Below are 13,370 nucleotides of genomic sequence, written 5' to 3'. Positions count from 1 at the left end.
CCTCATTCTTGATGCGTGTCCAAAAGGGTGACCAGAACAGAGCGCACACGTACCCGCCCACGCGTGTCCCGTCCCCCTTCGGCCTGTAAACGCAGACCGTTAGTTTCAACGACCGTGCCAGGCAAGGGCACGCGGCCTTCCTCGAAGGAGATGAGCCCCGCCACGGTTTCCACCTGGTCTTCAATTTCATCTGAGAATTCGAAGTCAATGCCGTGCTTTTCTCGGATATGCTCCACTAGTTCCTCGAGATTCAGGCGTGCCACCACGCGGTAGCTATAAGAATCATCGGCGAGATCCTCGATTGGAGCCAGTTCTTCCTGATCGTATTCATCAGCGATCTCGCCAACGATTTCCTCCAAGATATCCTCGATCGACAACAGGCCAGCAACTCCTCCAAATTCGTCGATGAGGATGGCCAGGTGGAAACGCTCGGTTTGCATCTCCTGCAGTAAAATATCGAGTTTTTTTGAATCTGGAATGAATTTTGCTGGCCTGAGGATATCGTCGATAGGTGTAGTGCCGGCATCATCGTTGAGAAAGGTATTTTTCATCACATCCTTGAGGTAGACAATACCGACGATATCGTCCACATTCTCCCCGATTACAGGAAGCCTAGACAGACCCGAGCGCACAAAGACTCCCGTGGCCTGGCGGGTAGTAATGCCGGAGTTCAACCACACCATTTCAGGGCGCGGCACCATCACTTCGCGGGCCGTGGTATCAGCTAGATCGAAGACATTTTGGATCATCCGCCGTTCTTCGTTTTCCATGACGCCCTGCTGCGAGGCGATATCGACCATCTCACGCAGCTCGATCTCCGTCGAATACGGACCATCTCCATAGCCAGCGCCGGGCGCTATGCGATTTCCCACATAGACTAAAACCCGAGTTAGCGGGCCTAGGATGACGGCCAGCGTATTCAGAAAGATTGCCGCATTCACGCTAATCGCATAAGGGGCGGCCCGGCCAATGGAATTAGAAATAACGGCCAGCAGCATATAGGCGATAAGAGTGGCAAAAACCAGGCCCACTGAGATTCCCCAATGGTGCCACGTGGAGTCAGCGAGGAAGCCCGCACTCACGGCTGCGATAGCACCGAAGAGGGTACGAGCGAGACCAAGTATATTACTGTGTTCTTCGCGGCGCTCTAGAACCTTAACCAGGCTCTTATGGGTCTGGGTGGGGGCATCTTTGACATCTTTGATCGCTCGCGCTCGGGAGACATGCGCGATAGCGGCCTCGATGACGCCTAGAGTTGTGGCGATCAGGAGGCTTAAGACAATAATGACGATGAGGCTAAGCGAGTTCACTGTTCTCCAATAGCAGGGATTGACTGCTCAGAGTCCATCTGTTGATCGAGGGCCAACCGCTGGGCCGCGGTGGGAAAAGCCCCCTCATTTTCAGGGCGAGGCTGGAAGTCCAGACCGCGCGCGGCGCAATCGTCGTACCAATCCCGCAATAAATCATTCTGGAGGGCAAACATATATTGCTCTTCGCGCGGCTCAATATGGTCATAGCCTAAGAGATGCAAACAGCCGTGCACGGTTAATAACGCCAATTCATGGGCGAGATCGTGGCCGGCTTTATCAGCCTGTTGAGCGGCAAATTCGGGGCACAAAATAATGTCGCCGAGCATTGCTGGCCCTAGGTCCACAGCATCTGGGCGCTGCGAATGCGGAGTGAGTTCATCCATGGGGAAACTCAAAACATCCGTCGGTCCCGGCAGGTCCATCCATTGCATATGCAAATCACTCATCGTGGCGGTACCCACCAACGAAATAGTCAAGAGCGCCTCCGGGTGAATATCCATCTCCCGCAACACAAAACGAGCGCAATCGACGAGTGCTACCTCATTGATGAGCGTATACCCAGATTCGTTGAGAATTTCGATGCTCATTGTTATCTTTCTTGTCGACGCTTTTCTTCCGCGGCCTCATAGGAATCATAAGCAGAAACGATGCGACCGACGAGCTGGTGACGCACCACATCCTCAGCACCGAGTTCAGCAAAGTGGACACCTTCCACCCCACGCAGAATGGAGCGCACGAGGCGCAGTCCAGACTTTTGGCCACCAGGAAGATCCACCTGGGTGATATCGCCTGTAACAACCATCTTGGAACCGAATCCAAGCCTGGTCAGGAACATTTTCATTTGAGCCGCAGTCGTATTTTGAGCTTCATCCAAGATAACGAAGGCATCGTTGAGGGTGCGGCCGCGCATATATGCAAGCGGGGCCACTTCGACAATACCTGCTTCCATGAGCTTAGGAATAACTTCCGGCTCCACCATATCGCGCAGCGCATCGTGCAAAGGCCTCAAGTAGGGATCAATCTTGTCGTTGAGAGTGCCGGGTAAAAAGCCCAGCTTCTCCCCTGCTTCAACAGCAGGGCGAGTCAAAATGATGCGGCTCACGTGCTTAGCTTGGAGAGCTTGGACAGCCTTAGCCATGGCGAGATAAGTTTTACCCGAGCCCGCAGGACCCAGCCCGAAAACGATCGTATTATCGTCGATCGCGTCCACATACTCCTTTTGGCCATAAGTTTTGGGGCGCACTGACTTTCCGCGGCGCACCACAATATCGCTAGCGAGCGCCCGGGCTACTGACTGGGGGGACTCAATGGTAATCATCGACAGCGTATGTTTCACAGCATCTGGTGTGATCTCCACTCCGCGGCGCGCCATAGACTGCAATTCCTTGAGCACTTTGATCGCCCTGGAGACCTCATGGTCCACCCCATTGAGAGTGACAACAGTTCCGCGTATATGAATGCTGCAATCGAGGTGGTCTTCTAAGACCTTGATATGGCGATCATTAATGCCGAAAATTACCGGCGCATGATTACTATCTACTTCGACCGTGCGTACTATCTGACTCAAAAAAATTTACCTTCCACAAGTATAGTGTCCACCTCACAGTATCAGAGCGACCACCGTGGGGTGAGTACGCCCAGAGCCGCTAAGGCCGCCATTCCAGCTGCAGCAGTGCGCAGTACCTCGGGGCCCAATTTGACCAAATGCGCTCCGAGGTCGATGAAAACCTGGTATTCCTCTGGGCTGATTCCCCCCTCCGGGCCAACAATGAGTGCTAAGCGCTGGACGTGGGGATAATCACGCAGAGCCTGAGCAATAGGTTGCGCAGAATCCTCCGCCAGTACGAGGACCAGGTCCATTTCGGTGCAAATCTCCCTTAATTGAGGTGTCGAACTCAGGGGATAGATCTCGGGGAGATAGCTTCGCCGGGATTGTTTTGCGGCGGCTAGGACTGCGGATTGCCACTTCTTTATTCCCTTGTCCGCTTTAGGCCCCGACCATTGAGCGATGCACCGACTCGCCTGCCATGGCACGATGGCATCCGCACCAGCTTGGGTGAGCAGGTCGACGGTGAGCTCACTGCGTTCAGACTTCGGCAGCGCCTGAATCACCGTAATATGTGGGCACTGAGGAATTTCTTTATCGCACTGGAGGATCATTCCGCGCAGAGTATCTTTGCCCGAAATCTCCTGAACCTCGATCAACGCCCGGGAACCGTGGCCGTCGACAAGCTCAATATGTTCCCCGATTCCAATCCTTTTAGCGCTCACCGCATGCCGCCCTTCCGACCCTGTTAGTTCAACGGCGCCTGTTTGGGGCAGCGGGGCGGAATGGAGGAATACTGGTAGTGACATGACTACTTCCGGAATTTATTACGGATCCGCGAGAAGAATGAATTATCATCCGCGGATTCATGGACTTGTGCTAAATCTTGGCGGTGATCTCGCAGAGACTGCAGAATCTTGCGCGATTGTTCATCCAATTCTCGCGGAACCATGACATTGATATGGGCAATCATATTGCCGAAGCTGTCCGCGCGCAGCTGCTTCATGCCCTTTTCCTCGATAGTGACAACTTCACCGGGCTGGGTACCGGCTGGGATCTCGAAAGTGATCTCGGCCCCGTCCAGACCTGTTACTGATAAGTCGGTGCCTAAGGCCGCATCAACCATCGGGATATTGGCCCGGAAATGGAGGTGATCGCCTTCTCGCTCGAAGATAGGATGCGGTGCAACGGTGATCTCGATATACAGATCACCGGCAGGGCCACCGCCCAAGCCCACCTCACCCTCGCCACTTAAACGCAGTTGCATACCACTGGCAATGCCCGCTGGGATACGAACCGACTTATTGCGTCGGGTGCGCACCCGGCCGTGGCCGGCACACTTATCACACGGGTCTTCGATGATATCGCCGAAGCCCTCGCAGACTGGGCATGCGACGGTGGTGAGCATATTGCCGAGGAAGGAGCGCTGCATCTGCTCGATATGACCCGAGCCTTGGCATCGAGAACACCTGACGGGCTGAGCCTTGGTTTTCGATCCCGAACCGTGGCAGATATCGCAGACCACGGCGGTGTCGATGGTGATCTCCTCATCGACACCTTGGAAAGCGTCTTCGAGAGTGATCGACAACCGCACCAGGGCGTCATCGCCTGGGCGTACCCGGCTTATTGGGCCCCGTCCGCCACCACCGCCACCGAAGAAGGCGTCGAAAATATCTCCGAAACCGCCGCCGAAGCCCGGATGCTGTCCCCCGCCGCCCTGCTGCATGGGGTCACCGCCCATATCGACAATGCGACGTTTTTCCGGGTCGAGGAGAACCTCCTGGGCGAGGGAGATATCACTGAATTTCTCTGCCGCCTCTGGGGTGTCATTGACATCCGGGTGGTATTTACGAGCCAACTTACGGTAGGCCTTCTTGATTTCGTTATCAGATGCATCCTTGGAGATATTGAGAATGCCGTAGTAATCGCGAGCCACAAAAAGTCCTTTATTATCTACTAGTTCGAAACGGTGATCGTGTCTAAAAAGCACATTCTAGTCACGTTCCCATAACTAGGCCCTAATCGCCCTCAATGGATAAACCGCCCCTCGGCTAACTTGACCGAGGGGCGGGAGAAAGAAACTCATACTACCGGCCGAGGAGGAAGTGATTGAATAGCCCACCAAAGATTCCCACAATCGAAATGAGTGCTGCGATCACTGAGCCAATGATGGCGCCGCGGCTACTTCCGGTGGACTGCTGAGGGGAGTCTTGGTCTGCCGGAGGAAGTGGCTGAGCAGGTTGCGAAGGCTGAGAAGGTTGAGGCTGGTTTTTGGTAGCGGTAGGGATAGGCCGTGGCTTTTCTACAGCGGGCTTCTCTTGGGTGCTACTGGGAGAATGAGGACGTGGCGTCGAGCTGGGTGCATGAGGACGCGGTGTGGAGCTGGGTGCATGAGGACGCGGTGTGGAGCTGGGTGCATGAGGACGCGGTGTGGAGCTGGGTGCATGGCGCTTCGATATCAATGGAGTGTCGAGAGTGAAGATCGCCGAGCAGATGGGTTCAGCCGAGGGGCCCTCGCTAATCGGTGCAGACACTTCTAGGTGTGCGGTGCCAGCGGCGATATCTTCGTGAGTCAGCGTGCGAGTATAAGTGAGATAGATCGATGATCCGTTCTCGACTACCGGATCTCGCCGTCCATCCTTGACGTGCCAAGGTAGGTACAACAGGAAGAGGTTATCACTGTTGGTGTGGAAATTGAGGAAGGGATCAGCTGTGACACCGACATAGAACGGCCCACGAGAGAAGCCATTATTACGGATTCCCAGTTCGTAGGAAATTGTATCGCCAGCGCGCGCATCGCGATCCTGCCATGACACGGTGACCTCAGGATGGGTGGAGACATGATCGCAAGCGACTGTGCGCCACGGAAATTCAACTCCCTGTGGAGGCTGGGTTTGGGCTTGGGACACAGGGGCGATGAGGCCAGCGGTAAGAACCGCGAGGAGGCCGGCAGCTCCAAACCGGGTGATGGATCGCGAACCAGCGAAGATACGAGGCTTCATGATGAGATGACCTTTCCTGTCGTGGGCACTAGAGATTGGTAAATATGTCCAGAAAAATATAGCTCCCACCATTTTCCCTTGCAAAACGAAAGCTCAACCCTTATTTTCGGAGCATTTTTGGCCATACTGGAGATAAAAATCGAATCTACTGCCCGCTGTCATCATCCCTTATAGGTATTAACCATCGTTGGCTGATGATTCTTAAGGCTTTGGACTGCGCCGCGTCGAGTATGGGCGAAAATTCTCAGGTCTCTAACAATAAGTTTTCCGACGCAGGGCCGCTCTCATATCGATAGCGCTTAAGCTAGCAAGCTCAAGCGTAATCGATCCTCTCGCTCTAGGTCCCTTAGATTTTTCTTCTTCTAGTAATTGATCACAGCTTTAGAGACATAGTGCGCTACCGCCTGCACCTTGGCCATTGTTGCTGGGTAGTCCATGTGGGTGGGCCCTACAACCCCCAGACCGCCCACCCCATAGCTGGTGGCCACCACAGATGCTTCGCGCATCTTATCGTCACGGGTTTCCTCGCCAATCATCACGCTCGTTGTCCCGAGATCTTGCACATTCGCTAAAAGTTCCAGCACCACGACTTGCTCCTCGAGTGCCTCCAGAACACGGGGGAAATCAGCGGAGAAACGCTGCAGGTGCGGGGTTCCAGCCAAGATGAGGCGATCACTAGGGTGCTCGATAAAAGTATCGACCAACGCACTCACACAGCTGATGAGGTGCGGGCTTAAATCTGCTTCAGCACGGGCCATCAGCCCGCTGAGCGCTAGGGCGGCCTCGGATAAGAAGACACCGTCCAAGGCACTATTAATCAGATATTTCAGGCGCGCTACTTGATCCTCGTCGATAGCGGCGTCGAGGTCGACAATGCGCTGCTCTACGCGACCGGTATCGGTGATCAGCACTAAGAGCAGCCTGGTGGGATTGAGAGTCACCAATTCGAGGTGCTTAACGCGCGCCGCTTTTAAAGTCGGCATTTGCACCACTGCCACCTGATGCGTGAGCTGCGCGAGCAGGTGGACCGAGCGCTTGAGCACCTCTTCAAGGTCGATGGCCCCTTCGAGGAAGCTCGAGATTGCCCGACGCTCCGCGGGATTCAGGGGTTTTACCTCGTGCAGTGAGTCGACAAAAAGCCGGTAGCCTTTATGCGTCGGAATTCTGCCTGAACTCTTATGTTGCTGCGCGATATAGCCTTCTGCCTCTAGTGCGGCCATATCATTGCGGATGGTCGCGGAGGACACGTTGAGTTGATGGCGATCGAGTAAGGCTTGCGACCCAACAGGTTCTTGGGAGCGAATATAATCGGCGACGATTGCACGCAACACTTCTTGCCGACGCTTCAGTGTGCTCATATCCCTACCTTTCTCCTGCTACTAGGATATCTGCAATCATTCCGTCGGCAAGTAGTCGCCCCCTATCACTGACCGCGACGCGCTGCCCCACCGTCAGGAGGCCGCGTTCGGCGAACCGCTGAATCACCTGCACCTCCAGCTCGTTGAAATGCTCTTTTCCCAAACCTTCCTTAAGCCGAAGCCCCAACATGACTTGCTCTTCGTGGCGCTCTTGAGTGCTCAGCACCTCGCGTTCTGCGATAGGCAACTGACCTGCATTGATCATCTGCGCATACCGCGCGGGGTGTTTAACGTTATAAAAGCGTGTGCCGTCTAGATGCGAGTGAGCCCCTGGCCCTGCTCCCCACCAGTCGTGATTGCGCCAATAACCTAGATTATGGTGGCACTGCCCGCCCTTTTTTGCCCAGTTAGAGACCTCGTACCAATCAAAGCCTGCGGCCTGTAAGGCACGATCGATCATCTCAAAGCGGTCAGCGTAAATATCTTCATCTGGTGCGGGAATATGGCCGTTTCTAATTTTCCGGGCCATCCTCGTGCCGTCCTCGACAATTAGGGAATAGGCCGAGATATGGTCGATATCTAAAGCAAGGATCTGCTCGAGGGTGGCGCGTATATCTGAGTCGCGTTCAGTGGGGGTGCCATAGATCATGTCCAGATTGATATGGTTAATGCCCGCCCGCTGAGCCTCCCGCACCGCCTCGAAGGCGCGCCCGGGGGTGTGTTGGCGCTCAAGAACTTTAAGAACCCTAGGGCTCGCAGATTGCATGCCGAGACTGAGTCGGGTGAACCCCGCCTTCAGCAGAGAGTCAAAGAACTCGGGTGAGGTTGACTCGGGATTGGATTCCGTAGTTATTTCCGCACCACGGGCGATTCCGCACGTAGATCTAATCGCATCGAGGATTCGGCTCAGCCCCTTAGCCCCGAGAACTGATGGGGTTCCCCCACCAATAAAAACGGTATGTGCTGGACCTATATCGTAGCTTTGAACCATGAGCTGAAGCTCGCGCTCCAGGGCGTCAAGGTATGTAGCGGGTGAAAACGCACCTAATTCGCCTGGGACGTAGGTGTTGAAATCGCAGTAACCACACCGGGATTGACAAAAGGGGACGTGGATATATACGCCGAACATCTGAACCTAGGATACTTTGTTGTGTTTTTTGGCTTTGACCCGAGCCACCACAGCATCGATACGCGCCCGCTCACTCAAGAAAGCCGGTGGGTGAGATCCGCGCAGCCCAGCGGTAAAACGTGGGTGTTCGGTTGCTACCGTCTGCAACCAGGCATCGCTGGCCGCTGTGACTGCTTCAAAGGTGCGGGCATACAGCAGCGGCAGACTAAGGCTGTCAACGTCGCGAGCCGCGCGTTCCGTTTCTTTGAGTTCCCACTGCACAATATGGTCTAAATATTCGCCTATGAATTCAGTGCGAGCCCGCAAGGCTATGCTCAGTTCTTGAACACTCACCGGCGATTGCCGGAGCGGAAAACGTTCTCTGAGACTAGCGCTATTGACGATCACGGGCCGATCCGTCTCTTTTAATCGCGGCGCAGCCATAGATACTGTTCCAGAGGCAAGACCAGAGGTTAGGGCCTGACGCAAGCCGATCAGCTCGGCCATCACGCGCCGAGAATCATCGCGAGCGTCTTCGACAATCAGGGAAAATTCTTCGAGGCAATCCTCAACCAATTCGGCATCCCAATCGGCGATGGCTTCGGCCAAGTTTTCGATATAGGTGGCAACTTCATCGCCGATATTAAAGATTTCCTGAGTTAGTTGCAGGTGTCGAACGGTTGCATCGAAAACATGTAGCACCCGTTTACACCCCCTTTTTTTGTCGAGACCTGTAGGCGGCACTCCTAGGTTGTCGCCCTCGCTTCGATCACTCTAAAACATCTGACAAGCAAAGGGGGCACGGCTCGCCGTGCCCCCTTTATAATTTCTTCTTCGCTACTCAAGCGCACCCTGGAAGATTACTGATTGCGCTGGTAGAGGTGCTCAATCTCGGCTGCGTAGCGGCGCTGTACCACGGCGCGCTTTACCTTCATGGTGGGGGTGAGTTCATCATCACCCTCGGTGAGATCGCGATCTAAAATATAGAATTTTTTGATCGCTTCCGCATGCGAAACACTCGCATTGGCCTGATTGACGGCATCCTGTATTTCAGCCCGCAGCATAGGGTTGGTAGCGAGATCGGCGATACTGCGCGATTCCGGAATATTCATATTCAATTTCCACCGTTTCATGGCCTCTTCATCGAGTGTGACCAATAGGCCCACGAAGGGTTTGCCGTCACCAACCACCATGGCTTGAGAGATCAACGGATGAGATCGTAGCGAGTCTTCCATGGGGCCGGGATAAACATTCTTGCCGCCGGCAGTGACAATGAGATCCTTTTGCCGCCCAGTAATAATGAGGTGACCTTCGGGGCTCAACTCGCCAAGGTCTTCTGTGTGGAACCATCCCTCTTCGTCAAAGACTTTGTCGGTGGCTTCGGGGTTATTCCAGTAACCATCAAACACAGTGGGACCTTGGATGAGAATCTCAGAGTCTTCGGCGATGCGGACACTCATTCCGCCGATGGGTGGGCCAACGGTACCAATCCTTTGATTCTCGAAGTCCACTGTTACGGCAGCGGCCGTTTCAGTGAGGCCATAACCCTCGTAGATGCGGGCTCCTATCCCGCGGAAGAAGTGCATCAATTCTGGATCCATCGCACTGCCGCCGGAGATGGCATATTTCACTGAATCACCCATGGCTTGGCGAATCTTCGCATAGATCAATTTATCAAAGCCTGCATGTTTAATCTTTAATACCCGAGATGGCCCCTCAGGATCGTCGAGTGCTTTGGAATATTCGATCGCAACTCTTTCTGCACGCGCAAATAGCGCCGCCTTCACCGGTCCCCCCTCCGCGGCATTAGCCGCTGCGGAGTTGCGCACCTTTTCAAAAACTCGAGGGACCCCCAAGATAAGATTGGGGCGAGAGCGTTGGAATTGCACGCCGAGAGTGGAGAAATCTGACCAGTGCGATTGCGTGGCGCCACTGATTGCCACCGCAAGTGATACAGATCGGCTGAAAACGTGCGCGAGCGGGAGGAAGGTAAGCACCTGAGTTCCCGGAGCAGCAATGCTGCCAATTTTGTTGGTTAATAATCCCCACGCTTCGGCAAGCCAGTTTTTATGTGTTAACCGGCATCCCTTCGGCCGCCCTGTCGTACCGGACGTGTAGACCAGCGACGCGAGATCGGAGCTCTTAGTTGCAGCGATGCGGGAGGAAATATCCTCATCGGGTATATCGCGGCCCTCAAATTTTAACGTTGAAATAGCGGAGGCATTAATCTCGAGTACCCGGCGCAATTGCGAGGTGGACCGAAGAAGTGGCGGTGTGCCCGACTCGTCGAGGACGAGGTTCTTCATGAGCTCGGTATGCTCACGTGTCTCGGTCACGGCGAAAACCGCACCCGAATCTTCAATAATCCACTGCACTTGACTGATCGAGGAGGAACCATAAATGGGCACACTCACCGCTCCCGCCGCCCAGATGGCAAAATCGAGGAGCGACCACTCGTAGCGAGTCTCAGAGAGCAATGCAATGCGATCGCCCTGCTGCACCCCGTTGGCTACAAAGCCTTTGGCTACTTCGAAAACCTCGTCGATGAATTCCTTAGCGGAGACATTGACCCACTCGAAATTCTTAGGCCTGGTAAACATCACCCCATACGGGCGGGCTTTAGCGGTAGCCATCAGGGCAGTCAGACATGTATCGTGCTTGCCTATCGTGTACTCAGCTTCGGTAGTCACTAACTGCATAACGTGTCTTTCATCTCCATCTTCTCTCCGAGGTGCATCTTCGACCTAGCACTATACCCCCGCCTGCCCAGGAAGCCCGTGCCACGCGTAACTTAAGAGATCATCATATTCATCACATTTAGGCTGAAAAATTCCCACCTTCACTCACGGTGGTGGCACAATGGGCAACTGTGGGTTATCAAGAATCTTTGCGCGAATTAGCCGCTGCATACGCAATATCAACGGGCTACACCGGATTCGGTGGACAGCCCATCGAAGTGTCTGACGACACCTTAATCAAGACGCTGAAAGCCTTAGAGGTTGATATCAGCGATCACCCTTCCGAGGAGGAGATTCACCGCAAGCTCCAAGAGCGACACGACGGCGAATTCTCAAGACCGCTGCCGCGCAGTGTGGTCATGATCGATGAAGCCAACTATTACCTGCATGTGCACGTCCATGATGGTGCGCCCGCAGATATTTCCATCACGCTCGAAGATGGTAGCTTAGCTAAGGCCGATCAGGTAGAGAACTGGACTCCAGCTCGCACGATTGCCGGTGTTACATGGGGGGAGGCAACTTTCGAGATCCCAGCCGGACTCCCGCAAGGCTGGCACACCATTACGCTGACCTCTACAGGGATACGTGAGACCTGTCCTTTGATAGTGACCCCTGCGCGACTGTCTACCACCGCTACGTATATCGACCGGCCGGTGCATGGAGTGATGGCACAAATGTACTCGGTGCGCAGCGAAGACAGCTGGGGCATCGGCGATTTTCACGATCTTGCCACCTTAGGTGCTTTTATCGCCGAGCAGAAGGCAGGCGACTTCCTCCTGGTCAATCCGATGCACGCTGGGGAGCCGCTACCCCCAGTGGAGGATTCCCCCTACCTGCCTACCTCACGTCGTTTTACCAATCCGATTTATATACGCATCGAAGATATCCCCGAGATTGATCTCCTTGATAGCGATATTTTGGAAGATATTGCTGATATTGCTGAGGAATTCCAATCCCAGAATCGTGATGCCTCCATCATTGACCGCAACCCCATTTATGCGGCGAAGTTACAGGTACTTCATGAGGTCTTCAATGCCGGGCGAAATAAGAAACGGGAAGCTGAATTCCAGGCATATATTGCCCGCGAAGGCGAAGGTCTCGCACGCTTTGCATCGTGGTGTGCCAAACAGGAAGCTAAACTCGCCGGCGGCCACGCCATGGATAACGCAAATGCTGTGGAATTTTATATGTGGCTGCAATGGATCTGCGATAGCCAACTCGCTGCCGCCCAGCAGGCATTGCGCGATGCCGGTATGAAGATTGGCATCATGGCCGATCTTGCGGTGGGCGTACACCCAGGTGGATCCGATGCAGAAAACCTCGCCGAATATTTGGCCCCCGACGCCAGCGTCGGCGCCCCACCGGATGCGTATAACCAGCAAGGCCAGGACTGGTCGCAGCCTCCGTGGCATCCGGAGAAACTCGCTGCTGCTGGATACAAGCCATGGCGCGATATGCTGCGCACAGTATTGCGCAATTCTGGCGGCATTCGCGTTGACCACGTGCTGGGCTTATTTAGGCTCTTCTGGATTCCGCGCTTACAAGACCCATCCACTGGCACCTATGTGAACTATGATTACCGCGCTCTCGTCGGCATTCTGGCTCTCGAGGCTGAGCGCGCAGGAGCTGTAGTCATTGGCGAAGATCTCGGCACTTTCGAACCATGGGTACAACAGGCTCTCGCCGACTACGGCATTATGGGCACCTCCGTCTTGTGGTTTGAATCCTCGCCATCTCAGGGAGGGCCACGCTATCAAGGCGAGTACCGTCAGGCTGCACTAAGCTCGGTGACTACCCATGATCTTCCTCCTACCTGCGGGTATTTGGAAGGTCGCCATATCACTTTGCGCGAGCAGCTCGGCTTGCTGATTACTGATGCAGACCAGGAAATTGCCGAAGATCTGAATTGGCAGGCTGAAGTACTCAACCGGGTCAAGGAGCAGGGCGGTTTCGAGGGCGAGGATAACTCAGTGGAAAACTTCCACGGCGTAGCCCGCGATGAGCGCGGCGATACCGAAACTCTCGTCGCAGCTCTACACCGCTTTATCGCCCACACCCCATCCGCGCTGACCTGCACAGCTTTGGTAGATATGGTTGGCGATCGGCGCGTGCAGAATCAGCCAGGTACCACGAAGGATCTTTACCCGAACTGGTGTGTGCCACTTACCGATCATGAGGGCAAGGCAGTGCTGATCGAGGATCTGTATTCGAGCTCGAGTTTCCAGCATATTGCGGCCGCCTCCGCGCGACCCTAATGCGCTTCTGATGCAGGCTTTCGGGCCTGCATTTTTTAATTCTCGCTGACGTA

11 protein-coding genes are annotated in these 13,370 nt (G+C 54.6%); 1 reads left to right on the top strand and 10 read right to left on the bottom strand.

Annotation, left to right across the window (positions count from 1 at the left end; genetic code table 11):
- Nucleotides 1-2: 2 nt before the first annotated feature.
- The 10 genes from NXT01_RS08275 to NXT01_RS08230 form a co-directional block, all read right to left on the bottom strand.
- Nucleotides 3-1,310 (bottom strand): hemolysin family protein, encoded by a 1,308-nt coding sequence (locus NXT01_RS08275; RefSeq protein WP_259079916.1) that lies wholly within the window; start codon nt 1,308-1,310, stop codon nt 3-5.
- Nucleotides 1,307-1,897, bottom strand: a complete 591-nt coding sequence (gene ybeY, locus NXT01_RS08270) for an rRNA maturation RNase YbeY (protein ID WP_259079914.1) — start codon at nt 1,895-1,897, stop codon at nt 1,307-1,309. The genes NXT01_RS08275 and ybeY overlap by 4 nt, the downstream gene beginning before the upstream one ends.
- A 2-nt stretch (nt 1,898-1,899) precedes the next feature.
- The gene (locus NXT01_RS08265; protein ID WP_259079911.1) at nt 1,900-2,877 is read right to left on the bottom strand and encodes a PhoH family protein; all 978 of its coding nucleotides are present in this window, start codon (nt 2,875-2,877) and stop codon (nt 1,900-1,902) included.
- Between the two features lie 41 nt (nt 2,878-2,918).
- Nucleotides 2,919-3,665 carry a 16S rRNA (uracil(1498)-N(3))-methyltransferase gene (locus tag NXT01_RS08260; protein ID WP_259079910.1) on the bottom strand — a complete coding sequence of 249 codons (747 nt, stop codon included), beginning with the start codon at nt 3,663-3,665 and terminating at the stop codon, nt 2,919-2,921.
- A 2-nt stretch (nt 3,666-3,667) separates the two neighbouring features.
- Nucleotides 3,668-4,792 carry a molecular chaperone DnaJ gene (gene dnaJ, locus NXT01_RS08255; RefSeq protein ID WP_259079905.1) on the bottom strand — a complete coding sequence of 375 codons (1,125 nt, stop codon included), beginning with the start codon at nt 4,790-4,792 and terminating at the stop codon, nt 3,668-3,670.
- A 151-nt stretch (nt 4,793-4,943) separates the two neighbouring features.
- On the bottom strand, nt 4,944-5,858 hold the full coding sequence (locus NXT01_RS08250) for a hypothetical protein (protein WP_259079904.1): 915 nt from the start codon (nt 5,856-5,858) through the stop codon (nt 4,944-4,946).
- Nucleotides 5,859-6,220: 362 nt separating this feature from the next.
- Nucleotides 6,221-7,216, bottom strand: coding sequence for a heat-inducible transcriptional repressor HrcA (hrcA, locus tag NXT01_RS08245; RefSeq protein ID WP_259079902.1), 996 nt, complete (start codon nt 7,214-7,216; stop codon nt 6,221-6,223).
- 4 nt (nt 7,217-7,220) lie between these two features.
- Nucleotides 7,221-8,345 (bottom strand): radical SAM family heme chaperone HemW, encoded by a 1,125-nt coding sequence (gene hemW / locus NXT01_RS08240; protein ID WP_259079901.1) that lies wholly within the window; start codon nt 8,343-8,345, stop codon nt 7,221-7,223.
- Between the two features lie 6 nt (nt 8,346-8,351).
- The gene (locus tag NXT01_RS08235) at nt 8,352-9,026 is read right to left on the bottom strand and encodes a hypothetical protein (protein ID WP_259079890.1); all 675 of its coding nucleotides are present in this window, start codon (nt 9,024-9,026) and stop codon (nt 8,352-8,354) included.
- Nucleotides 9,027-9,184: 158 nt separating this feature from the next.
- Nucleotides 9,185-11,023 (bottom strand): long-chain fatty acid--CoA ligase, encoded by a 1,839-nt coding sequence (locus NXT01_RS08230; RefSeq protein ID WP_259079888.1) that lies wholly within the window; start codon nt 11,021-11,023, stop codon nt 9,185-9,187.
- A 170-nt stretch (nt 11,024-11,193) separates the two neighbouring features.
- On the opposite strand from NXT01_RS08230, the gene NXT01_RS08225 reads away from it, so the two are divergent.
- Nucleotides 11,194-13,317: a 4-alpha-glucanotransferase gene (locus NXT01_RS08225; protein WP_259080022.1), complete on the top strand. Its 2,124-nt coding sequence runs from the start codon at nt 11,194-11,196 to the stop codon at nt 13,315-13,317.
- The last annotated feature ends 53 nt before the right edge of the window (nt 13,318-13,370 follow it).

This window comes from Corynebacterium sp. ES2775-CONJ, from assembly GCF_024814515.1.
Lineage (GTDB): Bacteria > Actinomycetota > Actinomycetes > Mycobacteriales > Mycobacteriaceae > Corynebacterium.
This window is presented reverse-complemented; position numbering and strand designations above follow the sequence as displayed.

Coding starts and splice junctions, on each gene's coding strand:
- ybeY (WP_259079914.1), bottom strand. CDS start 1,897: ATGAGCATCGAAATTCTCAACGAATCTGGGTATACGCTCATCAATGAG.
- hemW (WP_259079901.1), bottom strand. CDS start 8,345: ATGTTCGGCGTATATATCCACGTCCCCTTTTGTCAATCCCGGTGTGGT.
- NXT01_RS08250 (WP_259079904.1), bottom strand. CDS start 5,858: ATGAAGCCTCGTATCTTCGCTGGTTCGCGATCCATCACCCGGTTTGGA.
- NXT01_RS08230 (WP_259079888.1), bottom strand. CDS start 11,023: ATGCAGTTAGTGACTACCGAAGCTGAGTACACGATAGGCAAGCACGAT.
- NXT01_RS08260 (WP_259079910.1), bottom strand. CDS start 3,665: ATGTCACTACCAGTATTCCTCCATTCCGCCCCGCTGCCCCAAACAGGC.
- hrcA (WP_259079902.1), bottom strand. CDS start 7,216: ATGAGCACACTGAAGCGTCGGCAAGAAGTGTTGCGTGCAATCGTCGCC.